At 63.7% G+C, this 16,741-nt stretch carries 12 protein-coding genes and 1 tRNA gene; 2 read left to right on the plus strand and 11 right to left on the minus strand.

Annotation, left to right across the window (positions count from 1 at the left end):
• Positions 1-4: 4 nt before the first annotated feature.
• From FSY59_RS06585 to FSY59_RS06595, 3 genes are all read right to left on the minus strand, one after another.
• Positions 5-3,181 (minus strand): efflux RND transporter permease subunit, encoded by a 3,177-nt coding sequence (locus FSY59_RS06585; RefSeq protein ID WP_148728691.1) that lies wholly within the window; start codon positions 3,179-3,181, stop codon positions 5-7.
• Complete coding sequence (locus FSY59_RS06590; RefSeq protein WP_003058324.1) at positions 3,174-4,307, minus strand: efflux RND transporter periplasmic adaptor subunit; 1,134 nt, start codon at positions 4,305-4,307, stop codon at positions 3,174-3,176. Before FSY59_RS06590 ends, FSY59_RS06585 begins: the two co-directional genes overlap by 8 nt.
• Before the next feature lie 70 nt (positions 4,308-4,377).
• The gene (locus tag FSY59_RS06595; protein ID WP_003058322.1) at positions 4,378-4,695 is read right to left on the minus strand and encodes a hypothetical protein; all 318 of its coding nucleotides are present in this window, start codon (positions 4,693-4,695) and stop codon (positions 4,378-4,380) included.
• Between the two features lie 1,252 nt (positions 4,696-5,947).
• On the opposite strand from FSY59_RS06595, the gene FSY59_RS06600 reads away from it, so the two are divergent.
• Positions 5,948-6,024, plus strand: a tRNA-Arg gene (locus FSY59_RS06600).
• A gap of 82 nt (positions 6,025-6,106) precedes the next feature.
• On the opposite strand, the gene FSY59_RS06605 is transcribed toward FSY59_RS06600, so the two are convergent.
• The 5 genes from FSY59_RS06605 to FSY59_RS06625 form a co-directional block, all read right to left on the minus strand.
• A complete protein-coding gene (locus tag FSY59_RS06605; RefSeq protein ID WP_148728692.1) occupies positions 6,107-8,455 on the minus strand; it encodes a CHASE2 domain-containing protein in 2,349 nt (782 codons plus the stop codon).
• A gap of 116 nt (positions 8,456-8,571) precedes the next feature.
• A complete protein-coding gene (locus tag FSY59_RS06610) occupies positions 8,572-10,278 on the minus strand; it encodes a FecR domain-containing protein (protein WP_019043315.1) in 1,707 nt (568 codons plus the stop codon).
• A 74-nt stretch (positions 10,279-10,352) separates the two neighbouring features.
• The gene (locus FSY59_RS06615) at positions 10,353-11,063 is read right to left on the minus strand and encodes a response regulator transcription factor (protein WP_003058316.1); all 711 of its coding nucleotides are present in this window, start codon (positions 11,061-11,063) and stop codon (positions 10,353-10,355) included.
• 79 nt (positions 11,064-11,142) lie between these two features.
• A complete protein-coding gene (locus FSY59_RS06620; protein WP_003058315.1) occupies positions 11,143-12,444 on the minus strand; it encodes a tryptophan--tRNA ligase in 1,302 nt (433 codons plus the stop codon).
• Positions 12,445-12,486: 42 nt separating this feature from the next.
• Complete coding sequence (locus tag FSY59_RS06625) at positions 12,487-13,155, minus strand: site-2 protease family protein (protein ID WP_148728693.1); 669 nt, start codon at positions 13,153-13,155, stop codon at positions 12,487-12,489.
• A gap of 225 nt (positions 13,156-13,380) precedes the next feature.
• Between FSY59_RS06625 and FSY59_RS06630 the strand changes: the two genes are divergently transcribed.
• Positions 13,381-14,637, plus strand: a complete 1,257-nt coding sequence (locus FSY59_RS06630) for a methyl-accepting chemotaxis protein (RefSeq protein ID WP_148728694.1) — start codon at positions 13,381-13,383, stop codon at positions 14,635-14,637.
• Position 14,638: 1 nt separating this feature from the next.
• Here the strand turns inward: FSY59_RS06630 and FSY59_RS06635 are convergent, their stop codons facing one another.
• From FSY59_RS06635 to FSY59_RS06645, 3 genes are all read right to left on the minus strand, one after another.
• Positions 14,639-14,962, minus strand: coding sequence for a hypothetical protein (locus FSY59_RS06635; protein WP_003058311.1), 324 nt, complete (start codon positions 14,960-14,962; stop codon positions 14,639-14,641).
• Positions 14,963-14,972: 10 nt separating this feature from the next.
• Positions 14,973-15,617, minus strand: a complete 645-nt coding sequence (locus FSY59_RS06640) for an L-threonylcarbamoyladenylate synthase (RefSeq protein WP_003058308.1) — start codon at positions 15,615-15,617, stop codon at positions 14,973-14,975.
• Positions 15,618-15,712: 95 nt separating this feature from the next.
• On the minus strand, positions 15,713-16,576 hold the full coding sequence (locus FSY59_RS06645) for a 3',5'-nucleoside bisphosphate phosphatase (RefSeq protein ID WP_029158590.1): 864 nt from the start codon (positions 16,574-16,576) through the stop codon (positions 15,713-15,715).
• Between the last annotated feature and the right edge of the window lie 165 nt (positions 16,577-16,741).

Here is a 16,741-nt window from a genome sequence, read left to right on the forward strand (position 1 = left end):
GGCTTCAATGTCCGGTGTGGGGTTGCTCGGGGTGGTCTGCAGAGGCTTGTGTGTCCAGCAGGTCCCAGTCGATGTCGCTTTGGTTCGCAGCGCCGGCAGCGCGGCGCTGTGCCCGGCGCTCCGTCCACGCTTCGACCGCGTAGTAGATCGAGGGCAGCAGTAGCAGGGTCAGCGCGGTGGCGCTGGTCAGGCCGTAGACCACCACCGTGGCCAGCGGGCGCTGCACATCGCTGCCCAGATCGGTCGCGAGCATGGCCGGCATCAGGCCAAAGGCGGCCACGGCTGCCGTCATCAGCACCGGACGCATGCGGTTGACTGCGCCCTCGATCACGGCCTCGCGCAGCGCCAGGCCTGCTTCCCGGCGCAATCGGTTGATCTGCGACACCAGCAGCACACCCGAGAGCACGGCCACACCGAACAGGGCGATAAAGCCCACGGCACTGGAGACATTCAGCGTCATGCCGCGCAGGTGCAGACCGGCCAGACCGCCAATCATGGCCAGAGGCACTGTGGCAAGCACCATCAGCGGCTGGCGCAGATTGCCGAAAGCACCAAACAGCAGCACCAGCATCAGGCTCAGCGTCAAAGGCAGGATCAGCGCCATTCGAGCCTCGGCGCGCTGCAGGTTTTCGAACTGGCCACCCCATTCCAGGCGGATGTGTTGCGGGTCTAACTGGATTTCTCGGTCGATGGTGGCATGTGCCTCGTCCAGAAAGCTGGCCAGGTCGCGGCCGCGGACGTTGAGCTTGACCAGAATGTGGCGTTCACCGCCTTCGCGCACGATCACGCTCTGGCCCTGGGTGGTGGAGATGCGTGCCACATCGGCCAGTGGCACCCGGGCACCGTTGGAGGAGCTCAGGCGAAGCTGGGAGATGGCGTCAACGCTGCCCCTGGCCGCCGGTGTGAAGCGCACGGCGATGTCGTAGCTTTTCTCGCCCACGTACAGATCGCCAATGCTGGCGCCGCCGATGCCGGTGGAGATCAGCTGGGCGACGTCGGCGGCGTTGACGCCCAGGCGGGCGGCAGCGGCACGGTCCAGCTCTATGCGCAGATTGGGCAGCGGCGGCTCGATGTCCACGGCCACATCGGCGGCACCTGGCACGGTCTTGAGCAGCGCTACCAGTTGGTCGGCCACGCGGCGGTCATGGTCCAGGTCGTCGCCGAAGACCTTGAGTGTCAAGTCGCTATGGGCGCCTGAGAGCTTGTCCTGCACGCCGTCGATCATGGGCTGCATAAAGCCTACGCTGTAGCCCGGCATGCGGGCAAAGCGTGCTTCCATATGGCTGATCAGCTCCTGCTTGGTCCAGCCGGATTTCCAGCTCTTGTAGGGGTGCAGGCCTACGCTGGCCTCGATGTGAGAAGGAGTCCAGTAGTCGGTGCCGTCGTCATTGCGCCCGGTCTGGGTGACCACGTAGGACACCTCGGGGAACTCGCGTGCTGCGCTGCGCAGCTCGTCCGCCATATGCTGGGCCTTGCTCAGTGTGATGCCGGGGGGCAATTGCACCTGCAGCCAGATGGAGCCTTCGTCCAGATAGGGCAGAAAGTCACGGCCGATGGTTGCTCCGAGGCCCAGCAGCGTCAACAGGGCCACGCTCAAGGTGACCGCCCACCAGCGACCCCGACCTACGGCGCGTTGCAGAAACCGTCCGTAACGTGTTTCCATTCTGTGCAGCACCGGGTTGTGGAAGATCTTGCGCGGATGGCGGAAAGCCAGCCAGGCCAGTGCCGGTGTCAGCAACAGGGCCACGGCCAGCGCACCGGCCAGCGCTGCAGACACGGCACTGGCCATCGGTGCGAACAGCTTGTATTCGATGCGCTCAAAAGCGAACAGTGGCAGATAGGCTGTGGCGATTACGCACATGCCGAAGAAAATGGGGCGGGCTACTTGCAAGGTGGCCGTGATCGCATCGCGTGGTGACAGTGGCCGACCGGCGCGCTGCTCACGCAGGCGCAGCATCCCTTCGACGACCACGACGGCCCCGTCCACCAAAATGCCGAAGTCGATGGCACCCAGCGACAGCAGATTAGCGGGGATGCGGGCGTGGTGCATGAAGACAAAGGCCAGCAGCAGCGACATGGGAATGGTCAGTGCCACGATCATTGCGGCGCGTGGGCTGCCCAGGAATAGCAGCAGCACCAAGGTGACGACCACAAGGCCTTCTATCAGCGTGTGGCCGACGGTGTCTATGGTGCGATCGATCAGTGTGGAACGGTCCAGATAGGGAACAACCTTGACATCGGCAGGCAGCAGACGGCCATTGAGTTCATCGACGGCGGCATGGATGCCTTGTAGTGCCTGAGAAGGGTTGGTGTCCTTGAGCAGCAGCACAATGCCGCTGACGGCATCGCTGTCATCGTCCTTGCCCAGCACGCCGCGGCGCTCCACTTCCCCATAGATCAAACGGCCCAGGTCCTTGACCAGCACTGGCACGCCGTCCTTGCTGGCCTTGACCACCACCTGGCCCATGTCCTCCAGCGAACGCAGCAGACCGACACCGCGAATCACATAGGAAACTTCACCGCGGTCCAGCACGCTGCCGCCACCGCTGGCATTGTTGGCATTGATGGCCTCCACCACCTCGGCAAGCGTCACGCCGTATTGCAGCAGGCGCTGAGGGGCCAGCTCCAGCATGTACTGCGTGGTCAGGCCGCCGAAATTGGTCACATCCGCTACGCCTGCCGCTTTTTTGAGCCGGGGAATCACGGTCCAGCTCTGCAGCTCGGACAGCTCGCGAAGACTGCGGACAGGGCTTTCCAGTGTGTAGCGGTAGACCTCGCCGGTCGGCGAGCTGTAAGGGTCCAGCTCAGCCTTGGCCTCATAGGGCAGGTTGACCTCGTTGATGCGTTCCTGCAGGCGCTGGCGCGCCCAGTAGCCGTCCACGCCGTCCTCAAACACCACGGTGATCAGCGACAGCGCAAACAGGCTGCGCGAGCGCAGCACATGCATGCCCGGCGTGGCCAGCAAGGCGCGCTCCAGTGGCACGGTGATCTGTTGTTCGATTTCCTCGGCCGCCAGCCCTGGCACCTGGACCACGATCTGGGAAGTGGTATCGGCAATGTCGGGATAGGCCTCGATGGGCAGTTGCTTCCAGCTGAATGCCCCATACAGTGCGGCAAAGGCGAATACCAGCCAGACCAGGTTGCGCCGCTGAAAGCACAGGGAGACAAAACGCTCAATCATGGAAGAGCACTCCTCCGTTGACGACCACGCGCTCGCCCGGCTTCAGACCTGCGCTGATTTCTACCTGCTGGTCCTGCTGGGAGCCCACTTGCACATCACGCTGCACGAAGTGGCCGGCAGACTGCTCGACAAATACCCGGGTGCCCACGCTGCTTTGCAGCAGGGCCGAGACGGGCACCACAGTTGCCTGGCGAGCCGGACCGTCAAAACGCACCTGGGCAAACATGCCGGGGAGCAGGCGCCCATCCTGGTTGTCGACGGCCACGCGCACTTTCACAGTGCGGGTTTCGAGATCCAGCAGCTCGCCCACATAGCGCACCTTGCCCTGCAGGGGCTGGTTCGGGTAGGCATTGAGAATGATGTGCGCGTTCTGTCCCACGCTGATGCTGGCCAGGTCACGCTCGGCCACGCTGGCGCTGAGCCAGACGGTGGACAGATCCGCCACGGTCATCACGGATTCGTTGATGTCGTTCCAGTAGCCGCCTTGTGCTCCGTTCATTTCTACGACGCGACCATTGATCGGTGAGCGCAGCACATAGTTGCCACGGCCACTGCCCTTGGCGGGAGCGCCCATCTGTGCCAGATGGGCCGTGACGGCTGCCATATCAGCTCGCGCTCTGGCCAGTTCTAGCTCGGCGGCTTCGTAGTCCTTGCGTGGAGCAATATCGGCTTCCAGCAGCAGCTTTTGACGATCGGCTTCGCGCTGGGCATGAATCATTGCGGCCTGGGCCTTTGCTTGGTCGGCGCGTACATTGGCCATATCGGCCGAGTCCATGGCGAACAGCGGATCGCCCAGGTGCACGGTATCGCCAAGTACGCGGTGGATCTGCACCAGACGTCCGGGCAACGGAGGTGCCAGCTTCACCAGTTTCTCCGGCGCGGCTTCGATACTGGCTGGGGCAGTCACCGGTGTGGATAGATCGGCCAAGCCCACGACCTCCACCTGCAGCTTGCTCAGCAGAGGAGAGTTCGGGGGAACTTCGAGGATATTTCCCTGGCGGCGCAGTGCGGGCACTTCTGCAGGCCGGGTGTCGGTAGAGGCTGTATTGAGATGGCAGGCGCTGAGCAAGCTGCACAGGAGCAGGGCGGTGCCAGGTCGCGGCATGGCGGCCATACGGAAAGTCATGGGAGCTCCTTGCGGGAGAAGATGGCGGCAAGAGCCGGCTTCACGTCGAGGGGGAATCGGCCCTGCAGAGTCAGGCTTGGATGCGCGCTGCGGTATCACCCCAGGCCAGCAGGTCCCAGCGTATGCGGCGGGTCGGATAGGGCGTGGCAACAGCGATTCCCAGCGGCAACAAGCTGTCGCACAGGTGGCGCGGCAGATGGCGCAGCACGGCATTGCGCTTGTCTTGAGGCAGCAGGCTCAGGGCATCGGCGGCAACGCGAGGAGAGCAAAGTGCCAAGGCCTTGGCGAAAGAAGGCAGACCATGGGTTGCCAGTAGGGCGCGGACTTGGTGCACATTGCGCGACATCAGGGCGGCGCGCAGTGCGATGTTGAGTGGTTGACGGGTCATGGGGGGCTCACTGTCAATGCGGCCAGCGAGAGCCCCTAGTCACAAAGGAATCAGAGGTTCTCGAGCGGCAGCCGAACGGGTGGGACATGGCAGTGCTTTTGCCATGCGTGGGTCGGGAAAAGGGCGGTGCACAAGCACCTATGAGGGTCGGGTTCCATAGACGTTTCTCCGTGGGATGGATAGACGTCAAGCAGTGCTGAGAAGCGATTGCTTGAGCGATGGGGGTGATTCTCTGGATTCCCCGTAGCAGCGTCTAGCCGCTTTTGGGAAGGAGCGGCTATACCTTGGTATAGATGCGGCTGCGACAGACGGCTTGCCAAGGCAACGGCGCTGAATGGCGACAACTTTGCCGGTGAGTTCCAGGGCAGCGCCAAGGGGCTGACTGGAGCGCGGCCTTGATTTGCATCGGGCCGGGCTCCCCCAAAAGCCGCAGCAGCACGGCACCAGCCTGCGACGGCGCATATGGCGTCACTGTCCATCCACCGCAAATACCGAAGCCGGTGCGCCGCAGGCGCATGAGCCGCTCAACCAAGCCGACGGTTCACGTCAGCAAGGATGCGCGCAAGTGCACGAGGGTGATGTCGTGCCGAGTGTTTACGCCTGTGAGGCTTCCATAGGTTGTGCCGGTTGTTCATCCGGATGGTCTTGAGCGACTGGCAGTCGCCACACACTCCGTGCGCGCATTGCCCTTCGCGCCATGCATTGCGGCGGGAAGATGCACGAAGCCGTCGCATTCCTGCACAACCGGGCGGCGCACAACGCAAGGCTGGGCAGGCGCATTGATAACCGGCAGCACCACTGCCACTGGCACAGAACGCACAGCAGCAGCGGCCATATCGCTCCATGTCCAGACGCAAATCTGCAAATAGGCACTTGAAGCTACTCACCGACTCACCCAGGCAAGGGCTCCTGCCCATGACGGGAGGAGCGTGGCTTGCCTACACGGCCGGCTGTCGGAGAGCGAGAGGTGGTGCCAACTGATCGTCAACAGCATTGCAGACTGCTGCGGACGCAGAGCAGGCCTGTTGTTGCCAAGTGGTCGACTTGCATTCCGCTGCCGGGACGGCGCTGCCCTGTCCGTATAGTTGAGACTCATCGTCCCTTGATCGTCGTTTCAAGCCCGCCACACCCTGCCAGACTGCATGAAAGCCTGCCGTCTTCATCAATGACAGGCTTTTTCTTTGCCGGGTGCGAAAAAGTTGCCAGATTTGACCGGGCAGCGGTTTTTGCGCTGCTACAATACAACCCTGTTGCGGCTGTAGCTCAGCTGGATAGAGTACTTGGCTACGAACCAAGGGGTCGTGGGTTCGATTCCTGCCAGCCGCACCACAAAACGTCAAACCTCAGAACTGCAAAGTTCTGAGGTTTTTTCGTTTTTACCCTCAGGTTTCCTGCGCGGTGCTGGGGCGCTTCAGACTTTGGGGATCAGCAAGGTGAAGCAACTGCCCTGGCCCGGCTGGCTGCTGATCTGCAGACGGCCGCCATGGCGCTGTGCCACGGTGCGCGTGAAGGCCAGTCCCAGGCCCACGCCGTCCATGCGCTGGTGCTGCTGCAGACGCTCGAAGGGCTGGCTGAGTCTGGCCAGCGATTCCTCATCCATGCCGGGGCCGTGATCGCGCACGGCAATACCCCAGTGGCCATCTTGCTCGACGATGCGGATGTCCACCACCGCGCCGGCATCCGCATCCTGCGGCTTGCCGTACTTGATGGCATTGGTCAGCAGGTTGATCACGGCGCGGTGCAGCAGGCCGGGGTCGCCATGCACGCAGGCTTCGGCATCCGGCAGTTCGAACGCCAGCTGCATGTTCTGCTGCTGGGCCTGGGCCCAGCAATCCGAGACGGCCTGATCTGCCAGAAGGCCCAGGTCCAGGACCTCGCTGCGGTATTGCTGCCGCTGGGCTCTGGCCAGATGCACAAAATCGTCCGCCAGTTGCAGGGACGACTGGGCATAGCCCTCGATGCGGGCAAACAGCGCATCCTCCGATTCGATGCGCTTGCCAGTGCGCTGCATCTCCAGCAAGGTGATGATGGAGCCGATGGGCGCGCGGATATCGTGCGAGATGAACTGCATGGCCTGGTCGCGCTGGGCCTGTGCACTGCGCAGGTCGCTGATATCGACCAGGGTGATGAGCCAGCCCGAGGTGGGCGGTGCCTCGAAGGTCTGGCTCAGCAGCATCAGATGGCGTCCCTGGGAGTCGCGTCCCTCGCTTTGGCGAGGCAGCGTTGCATTTTGCATGGCGCTGCGCGTCAGCAACGGGGTGTTGCCGCGTTCCTCGTCGCTGGCGGCATGGTGCAGTTCGGCCAGCAGGTTGACCAGGTCGTCGCCTTGCTGCAGGCTCAGGCCCAGGCTTTCGATATAGCGGTGGGCTGCGGTATTGGCCAGCAGTACCAGTCCGTTGCGGCCGCAGACAAAGGTGGCGGATGGCAGCTGGCGCAGGCTTTCGCTCACGAAGTGATGCAGGGAGCGCAGCTGGCGCGAGGCCTGCTCCACGGCCGAGATGCGCTGATCCAAGGCATCCCCCTTGAGAGCGCTGCGGCTGGCAGTCGGCAGCCCCTGGTCCTGCAGATCGCGCAGCTCCAGCGCCAGAAAGCGTGTCGCTGCGCGCAGGCGCAGCCAGCTCCACAGCGGATAGGCCAGCGCCAGACTCAGCAGCGCTGCCGCGGGCTCGGTCTGGATATGGCCCCAACGCGGTGCCAGGCCGGCAATCAGCAGACTGAGCAAGGCCAGCAGGATGCTGGAAATCAGCCCGCCGGAGGGGCCGAACCAGGCCAGGGCCAGCAGGCCCAGCAGCACGGGCAGCAGATTGAGGCTGCGGTTGAGTGCGGAAGATGCGGGTTCCAGATGTGCGCCCTGCAGGATGCCGTTGAGCACATGGCCCAGCATTTCCACATTGGAGATCAGGCGTGCATCCAGGCCGATGGGGGCAGTGAATTTTTCGCCGAGACCGGCAGCGGTTGCCCCGATCAGCACATATTTGCCGCGAAAGGCGGCCGCCGGAATGTCGCCGCGCAGGACGTCGATATAGGAGTATGTGGTGAACGGCGAACCCAGGCTTTTCTGGCGGTCCTGCGAGGCCCGGGCAAAGGCGATGAAGCGCGGCTGCAGCTTTTGCCAGGAGTCGGCGGGCGCCGGGCCGGCTGGCGACTGGGCTGGTGGCGGGCAGGGCCCGGCGTTCTGGCCCACGCAGTGCAGGCTCAGTGCCATATGCCACCAGGGCTGGGTGGGCGTGCCTTCCTGTGCGTAAAAGCGCCGAACAACCCCGTCGGCATCCATCGGCATCTGCGTGTGGCCCAGTGCGGCAGCTTCGCCGGCAAGACCCTTCAGCGGAGCGGTGGCGCCGTTCTGCGCGGCGCGTGTGACGGGCAGCACCACATTGCCGCTTTTTTTCAGTGCTTGCTGCAGCAGCAGATCGTCGCCGGGGTAGTCCAGGTCTTCCTCGCTGAAGACCACATCCATGCCGATGGCGCGAGGCTTGCCCTGCTCGATGCGATCCAGCAAGGCCGCATGCAGTGCGCGGCGCCAGGGCCAGCGGCCTATGCTGGCGATGCTGTCATCGTCGATAGCCACGATGACGACCTCGGGCGAGGCCGGACGCTGGTGCAGCCAGACCGAGGTGTCCTGAAGAATGCCGTTGATGCGCGGTAGCTGGCCCGGGCCGCTGAGCCACCAGGTCAGGCCGAGCAGGAAGGCGCTGAGCAGCAGCCAGCTCAGGCGCAGATTCTGCAAGCGGCTTTTGCGCGGGCTGGGAGCTTCAACCATGTAGATGGTCCGGGTTGATGCTCAACAAACCATAGCTGCTAGCACTTGGTAGATATGAATTTGAGGAATGAATCCTTTGGAATATCATGAAGTACAAGCGCTGGCAGCTATTGTTTTTACTGGCGCATCAGACGCAGGCCATCGCCGGAAGTCAGTGTCTGTCCTTCGGAGGTGGTCACCCAGTTGCCGGTCTGGAACTGACGCGCGGCAGAGAGGTTGCTGCGCAGGCCGTTGGCATCCTCGACCTGCATCTGCAGATAGTAGGTGCCGGGGGGGAGCTCCTGCGTGTTCCACTGCGGCTGGGTCACCCAGGTATCGACCAGGGGCGCGGCAAAACCGGCGTCGCTGGCCACCACGATGCGGTAGCGCTGGCCCTCTTCGCCTGTCCAGTGAATATGGCTGCTGCCCTCGCCGGGTGCGCCGCCGATCTGCAGTTCGGGCGATTGGGGGGGCAGGGCCAGCTTCATCTTTTGCGGGGCGGCGAAGGGGCCCGCATCCGGCTGGCCGTTGCCCAGCGTGCGGATGCTGCCCGCGCGCCACAGGTATTCGCCGACAGGCAGCCTGGCCAGCGCCTCGGCGGGCAGGGCGCAGTCCTTGAGCTCGCCGGCATCGATGAGGGGCTGGGCAAAGCTGCCGTTCGCCGCGACGACCTGGATACGGTAGGCCGAGGCTTCGGTCACCTGGGTGCACTTCAGGCCGTGCTGGCCCTGTCCGACGGTGGCGTCGGGGGCAGGCGACTCGTAGAGCGGAGGCACCGGATGGGCCTTCACGCGCAGCGCCTGCAGGCTGGGTTTGCCGGGAATGCCATTGGCATCGATGGCACGAATGGCGGCAATATAGCTGCCGTCCTCCACGCCCGTCAGGCGGGCCGGTGACTGGGTGAACAGGCCGCCGCGCACGATTTGCGTCAGATCCTTGTCCTGGGCCAGCAGCACCTGATAGCGCACGGCACCCGCCATGGCGGGCAGGGGCAGGCTGACCCAGCTGGCGTCTTCGACCAAGGCGGGCCAGGCCGCGATATCGGGAGCTGCCAGCATGGCCGTTGGCTTGCCGAGCTGGCCGTCGGCGGACACGGACAGGCCTTGACCGGGCTTGAGCAGGGCCGAGGGCTGGCCCGTATGCACGGCGACCGAGCCTTCGTCGACGGCAGCAGCCGTGCGGCCCTGCCCATCGCTCCACACCAGAAACCGGGTGCCGCGCACGCTGGTCGAGGCTGCCTGGGTGCGCACTTCGAAGCGGCGCTCGCCATTGGCTTGCCTGGGCACGTTGGCTTCGATAGCGCCCTCGCGCAGATCGATGACGGACTGCAGGCTGCCGGCACGGCCTTTGCGGCGCATCTGGCGCAGCTCGACATCGGACTCCGACTGCACGCGCACCAGTGAGCCATCGGCCAGGCGCACGGAGACAAAGGCGTTGGCGGGAACCTGGAGCGAATCGCCTTCCTGCAGCAGCTGGCCTTTTTGCACGGGCTGGGTCGGAACTTTGGCCGAGTCGGCGAGATGGTCGAGCGAGCGGGTGCTTTGCACATCGCCCTGCACAAATTCCACGGAGGCCATTGCCGCGCGCAGCAGGCGGGTGGGAATTTCCAGCACCGAGCCGGGGCGCAGGCGCAGCGGGTCCAGCACCTTGTTATGGCTTTGCAGCGCCGTCCAGCGCTTGTGGTCGCCCAGATAGCGGGCCGCCAGCACCTCCAGCGTATCTCCGCTCACCACGCGGTGGGCTATGGCATCGCTGGCGCGTGGCGTGATCTGGGCGTGGGCGACACCTGTCGCCGTCATCCCCCCGAACACCACCCAGAGCATGCCGGCGCCCAGCATGGGCAAAGGGGTGCGGGTAGAGCGGAGGGCGGGGCGTAAAGCAGGCATTTGAGGGTCAGGGGTATAGGGGCTGCTCAAACTCAAGCAGCCGGGGTTGCGGGCTCCGCGGTTTCGGGGGCATCCAGGCGGTAACCATAGCCATAAACGGCCGAGATGGCATAGGGCTGGCCAGCGCGCAGATTCAGCAGATTGCGCAGGCGCGAGACATGGGTGTCCAGCGAGCGCGACTGCACCTCGGCGTTATGGCCCCAGACGACTTCGCGCAGATGATCGCGCGAGAGCAATCGGCCCTGGTTCTGGAACAGCGTCAGCGCCAGCGTGTATTCACGGTGCGTGACCTCCACGGGCTTGCCTTGCATCTCAATGCCGTTGGTGGTGGTGAGAAATCGGTAGGGGCCGAAGTCCAGCACGCTTTGTGCCGTCAGCGGATAGGCGCGGCGCAGCAGTGCGGAGATGCGTGCGCGCAGCTCGCCCGCGCGGATGGGCTTGATCATGAAGTCATCGGCACCGCTGGCCAGGCCTTCGACAATGTCGGCCTCTTCGCTGCGGTGGGTCACGAAGATGATCGGCACTTCCTTGCTGATCTGCTCGCGCACCCAGCGCACGATGTCCGGCCCGCTGCTATCGGGCAGTTCCCAGTCGACAAGCAGCAGATCGAAGCTTTCACGCCGCAGGGCCTGCTGAAGGGCCGCCCCCTTGAGGTAAGAGTGACAGCTGTGCCCGGCTTCCGTCGCGACTTGTTGCAACAGTTCCAGTTGTAGTGGATCGTCATCCAGGGCCGCAATGCGCATCGGTCGTTCCTTTAGTGCGAAGGATTAAATCCGCGCTGCCTGTTGAATGCGCAGGCAGCGTCCCATAGGGGGTGAGGAGCTATTGCTCGGCGGCCTCACGCAGTTGTTCCAGAGCCTGGATCACCTGGTCGTCGCTGACGTCGGCCAGTGTCTGCAGGCGCGGCTTGAGGCCGGCCAGAGCCGTTGCGCCTTCGCGCTGCAGCTGGGCAATGCTCTGGCCCGCTTCCTTGGGCGCTGCAAAGCCAAGGCTTTGCAGCAGCAACTGGCCGTCAGCAGCCACCAGCTTGAAGTAGAACTGGCCGTCCGTCTCGCGATACTGCTTGAACTGGGGCAGCGCCGTCTTGGCAACCTTGGCCTTGGCCTTGCTGGCCTGCGCCAGATTGCGGATGCCCACGGCGGCGCGCAGCTGCTGCAGCAAAGGAGTCGCCAGCTTGCGGGCCTTGACCGCGCCGGCCTGAAGAATCTCTTCCAGCTCGGCGGGATGGGCAATCAGGTATTCGTAGCGCTCGCGCATGGGGGCGATTTCGCGGTCGATGCGCGCGAACAGGATCTGCTTGGCATCGCCCCAGGCAATGCCTTCGGCATATTGCTGGCGCAGTGCGGCACTTTCCTCTTCGCTGGCAAAGCCCTGGTAGATCTGGAACAGGGCCGAGCCCTCGACTTCCTTGGCTTCGCCGGGAGCACGCGAGTCTGTGGTGATGCTGTTGATGAGCTTCCTCAGCTGCTCGCGTGGTGCGAACAGCGGAATCGTGTTGTTGTAGCTCTTGCTCATCTTGCGGCCGTCAAGGCCGGGCAGGGTGGCGACGGATTCCTCCACCACGGCTTCGGGCAGGGTGAAGTACTCGCTGCCGTAGATGTGGTTGAAGCTGGACGCCATATCGCGCGCCATCTCCAGATGCTGGACCTGGTCTCGGCCCACAGGAACCTTGCTGGCGTTGAAGATCAGGATGTCGGCACCCATGAGCACGGGGTACATGAAGAGACCGGCGGTCACGCCGTCGTCAGGTTCGGTGCCGGATGCATTGTTCTTGTCCACCGCCGCCTTGTAGGCATGGGCGCGGTTGAGCAGCCCCTTGCCGGTCACGCAGGTCAGGAACCAGGTCAGCTCCGGGATCTCGGGGATGTCCGACTGGCGGTAGAAGGTCACATGCTCGGGGTCCAGGCCCGCGGCCAGCCAGCTGGCGGCAATCTCGATGGTCGAGCGCTGCACGCGCTCGGGGTCCTGGCACTTGATGAGGGCGTGGTAGTCGGCCAGAAAGTAGAAGTTCTCCACATTCTTGTCGCGGCTGGCCTCGATGGCCGGGCGCATCATGCCTGCGTAGTTGCCCAGATGCGGGGTACCGCTGGGGGTGATGCCGGTCAGAAAACGGGTGGTGCTCATAGGGATCAACAACAGATATCAGTAGCAGACCAGGCGCTGGGTTCAGCGCAGCAAGGCCATGAAGGGGTAGAGGATCAGATCGATGGCCGAGTAGCCCAGGCTCATCAGCGGGCGCAGCCAGAAGCTGCCGACCACGCCGGCGATCACCAATGCCATGACGATGAAAAAGCCATAGGGCTCGATGCGCGCCAGCACCTGCGCCTGCTTCCATGGCAGCAGGCCGACCAGGATGCGGCCGCCGTCCAGAGGTGGCAGCGGAAACAGATTGAAGGCCCACATCACCAGATTGACCAGGATGCCGGCACGGCACATCTCCAGGAAAAAGCGCTCCTGCAGACCTGTGCCTACCAGCACGATCAGCAGCAGGCCCCAGAACACGGCCTGCACGAAATTGGAGGCCGGGCCGGCCAGCGCGACCCAGATCATGTCGCGCTTGGGGTGGCGCAGATGGTCGAAGCGCACGGGCACGGGCTTGGCGTAGCCGAAAAGAAACGCGCCCGAAGTCGCGAAATACAGCAGCAGCGGCATCAGGATGGTGCCGATGGGGTCGATATGCTTGATGGGGTTGAGCGTGATGCGCCCCATCATGGCTGCGGTGTTGTCGCCAAAGTGACGCGCAGCATAGCCGTGCGCCGCCTCATGAATGGTGATGGCGAACAGCACGGGCAGTGCGTAGATCAGTACGGTTTGTATGAGTTCAGAGGGTTCCACGCGCTGATTGTCTCAGACGCCGCGTCAAGCTGCCATGTTGTGCCGGGACAAGCCGTGTGTGCTTGCAGAAATACGGGTTGCACATAGTTGTGTGGTAAACCAGATGTAGCAAAATGCAACTCGCGCAAATTCCCGGACATGGCCTGCTCGCAGGAACAGGTTGGTTCGGTTTGGCGACATCAACACATAACACGGCGTTCGGCAGGACAGGGCAAGGGGATCGATATGACGGTAAGCAAGCGACTGGTGATCGCATTTGTCAGCATCAGTGTTTTTGTGCTGGCTTTGATGGGAATTGCCTGGTCAGCAATGTCCGATGTGCTGGAGGTGCTCAAGGCGGGCTCGCTGACGGCGCAGCAGTCTGAGAGTCTGATGGCCGAGGTGGAGCGTTCGCGCTGGTGGCTGCTGGCACTGGGGGCCTGGGTCTGCATTTCCTGCGCCTGGTCCTGGGTCAGCCTGCGCCGACGCATCGTCGCGCCCCTGCAGGAGGCCATCCTGATTGCCGAGACCGTGGCGGCAGGGGACCTGAGCAAGGAGTTCTCTTCCAATGCCGAAGGCGAGTTCGGACGTTTGCTGACGGCGCTGAGCACCATGGAAGACACGCTGACCGAACTGGTGGGCCGTATCAAGCAGTCGACCGACTCGCTGGCCGTGTCGGCCTACGAGATTGATGCAGGCAACATCAATCTCTCCAGCCGTACCGAGCAGCAGGTCAGCGCGCTGACCGAAACTGCTGCCAGCATGGAGCAGCTCACCGTCACCGTGCGCCAGAATGCCGAGCGTGCCCATTCGGCCAGTTCCCTGGCCGTCACGGCTTCGGCCACGGCCGGGCGCGGTGGTGATGTGGTGGATCAGGTGGTTCACACCATGGACGCCATCAGCAGCAGCTCGCGCAAGATTGTGGACATCATTCAGGTGATCGAAGGCATTGCCTTCCAGACCAATATCCTGGCGCTCAACGCGGCCGTGGAAGCGGCGCGTGCCGGCGAGCAGGGACGCGGCTTCGCCGTGGTGGCCAGCGAGGTGCGCTCGCTGGCGCAGCGCAGTGCCGAGGCGGCCAAGCAGATCAAGGAGCTGATCACGGCCAGCGTGACCCAGGTCGAGAGCGGCTCGGGTCTGGTGGGCCAGGCCGGCAGCACCATGAAGGAGATCATGCAGTCCGTGGGCCAGGTCACCGGCTTGCTGAGTGAGATATCGGGCGCGCTGCAGCAGCAAAGCGAGGGCATTGCCCATGTGAATACGGCCGTGGCCCATATGGACAGCACCAATCAGGAGAATGCAGCCCTGGTCATGCAGGCGACGCAGGCCGCAGCGGCGCTCAATGCGCGCACGCAGGATCTGCAGCAGGCCGTGGGTGCCTTCAAGCTCGATGATGATGAGGCTCCGGGCCTGGCGCCTGCCGCCATGGCGGCGCCGCGCCGGGCTGCGACCGCTCAGGCTCAGCCAGCTCGCGCACCGGAGCTGGCCTACGAAGAGTTCTGATTCAGGACAGCTCGCGCAGACGCCCGTAGACGGCCATGGCTGTAAAGCCGCAGTGCAGGCAGATGGACGCCCCCAGCAGGACTCTGCGGCGCAGCATGGAGTCGCCCGCCTGTGCCGACAGGCCCGGAGAGACATGAAATGATTGGCATTTGCCATAGGCCCTGATCGCCCACGCCGTCCAGAGGGTGGCGAGGGCATAGATCAGCCATGACTGAGACGCCTGCCAGAACAGCACCGCCACCAGCACCGAGTAGGCGCACAAAAAGCCGATGAGCCAGGGCCAGTGGCGCTGAACAAAGTCTTGCGGCGGCTGCTTTTCCTGCATGAGGCCGCGCTTATTCGGGTTGCAGGCCGATGTCCTTCAGGCTGCCCATGCCCTGGCGCACCACGACAGGCGAATTGTTCAAGGCCATGGGCGTGAGGTCCAGCACCGTGGTGGGCTGCTGCGGGCAGGCACCGGAGTCGACCACGGCATCCAGCTCATGGGGAAAGCGCTCCAGGATTGAATCGGCATCATTGAGCGGCTCGGTCTCGCCGGGCGCGATCAAGGTGGTGGCCAGCAAGGGCTCGCCCAGTTCTTCCAGCAGCAGTTGCAGGCCCTTGCGATCCGGCACGCGCAGGCCAATGGTCTTGCGCGAGGGGTGGCTCAGGCGCTTGGGCACTTCCTTGCTGGCTTCAAGAATAAAGGTGTAGGGGCCTGGTGTGGCCAGCTTGAGCAAGCGGTACTGGCGGTTGTCCACGCGGGCATAGTTGGCCAGCTCGGACAGATCGCGGCACAGCAGCGTCAGGTGGTGCTTGTCGTTGATCTGCCGGATGCGGCGCATGCGATCCACAGCGTTCTTGTCGTCCAGGTGGCAGACCAGGGCATAGCTGGAGTCGGTGGGAACGGCAAGAATGGCGCCCTTGCGCAGCATCTCCGCCGCCTGCTTGATGATGCGCGGCTGCGGGTTCTCTGGATAGACTTCAAAAACGGTGGTCATGCGGCTTCTCCCTGTTCTTTAGGACTTACGCAAACAAAAATGCAACAATGGCCCGCCTTTTGAGGCAGTCGCACGTTTTGCGTAAGTCGTGCTCTTTATGCACGCTGTATGCGGTCCTGCAGCAGCTCCCAGACCGGTGTGAGCTGGCTGGGTAGATAGGGCAACTGCCCCAGGTCTATCTGCGATTCATCGGGGCTGTGAAAGTCGCTGCCGCGCGAGGCTGCCAGGCCGAACTCCACAGCCAGATCGGCGTAGCTTGCATATTCATGCGGGCGGTGACTGCCTGTGACAACCTCCACGCCCTGGCCGCCGAGTTCCTTGAACTTGGAAAACAGCGCATATTCCTCGTTGCGGCTCAGGTCGTAGCGCGCCGGGTGGGCAATCACGGCCACGCCGCCGGCATCCACGATCCAGCGCACGGCATCATGCAGATTCGCCCAGACATGGGCGACATAGCCGGGCTTGCCTTCGGTCAGATAGCGTTTGAAGACCTCATAGGTATCGGCGCAGACCCCGGTCTCCACGAGAAAGCGTGCAAAGTGGGTGCGCGAGATCAGTTCGGGGTTGCCTGCATGGCGCAGCGCTCCTTCATAGGCGCCTGCAATGCCGGCCAGCTCCAGCTGCCTGGCCATTTCGCGGGCGCGCGGGCCGCGGCCATGGCGTGTGTCGTAGAGGCCTTGCGTGAGCGCGGCATCGTCGGCGTCAAAGCCCAGACCCACGATATGTACGCCGCAGCCCGAGAAGCTGACGGAAATTTCCGTGCCTGTCAGATAGTCCAGTCCTGCCGACTTCGCGGCGGCGGCGGCCCGGTGCTGGCCGCCGACTTCGTCGTGGTCGGTCAGCGCCCACAGCTCCACTCCGCGCTCGGCCGCGCGCAGAGCCAGTTGCTCGGGCGTCAAGGTGCCGTCGGAGACGACGGAGTGACAGTGCAGATCGGCATTGAGATAGGTTTTGGGCACGGCCTCATTGTAGGCCGCTGCAGGCAATCATGACTTGGGTCATAGCACGAGCATGCTTGTGGCAGCGGCTTGTAACAAAGCTCAAATATGCCGCCCACATGCCGAAGAAGGATTGGCTACGGCGCTTGTGAGTTTTTGAATGCGTTAAGGCTGCCACGGTATTGC

The organism is Comamonas sp. Z3 (assembly GCF_008121565.1).
GTDB lineage: Bacteria > Pseudomonadota > Gammaproteobacteria > Burkholderiales > Burkholderiaceae_C > Comamonas > Comamonas brasiliensis.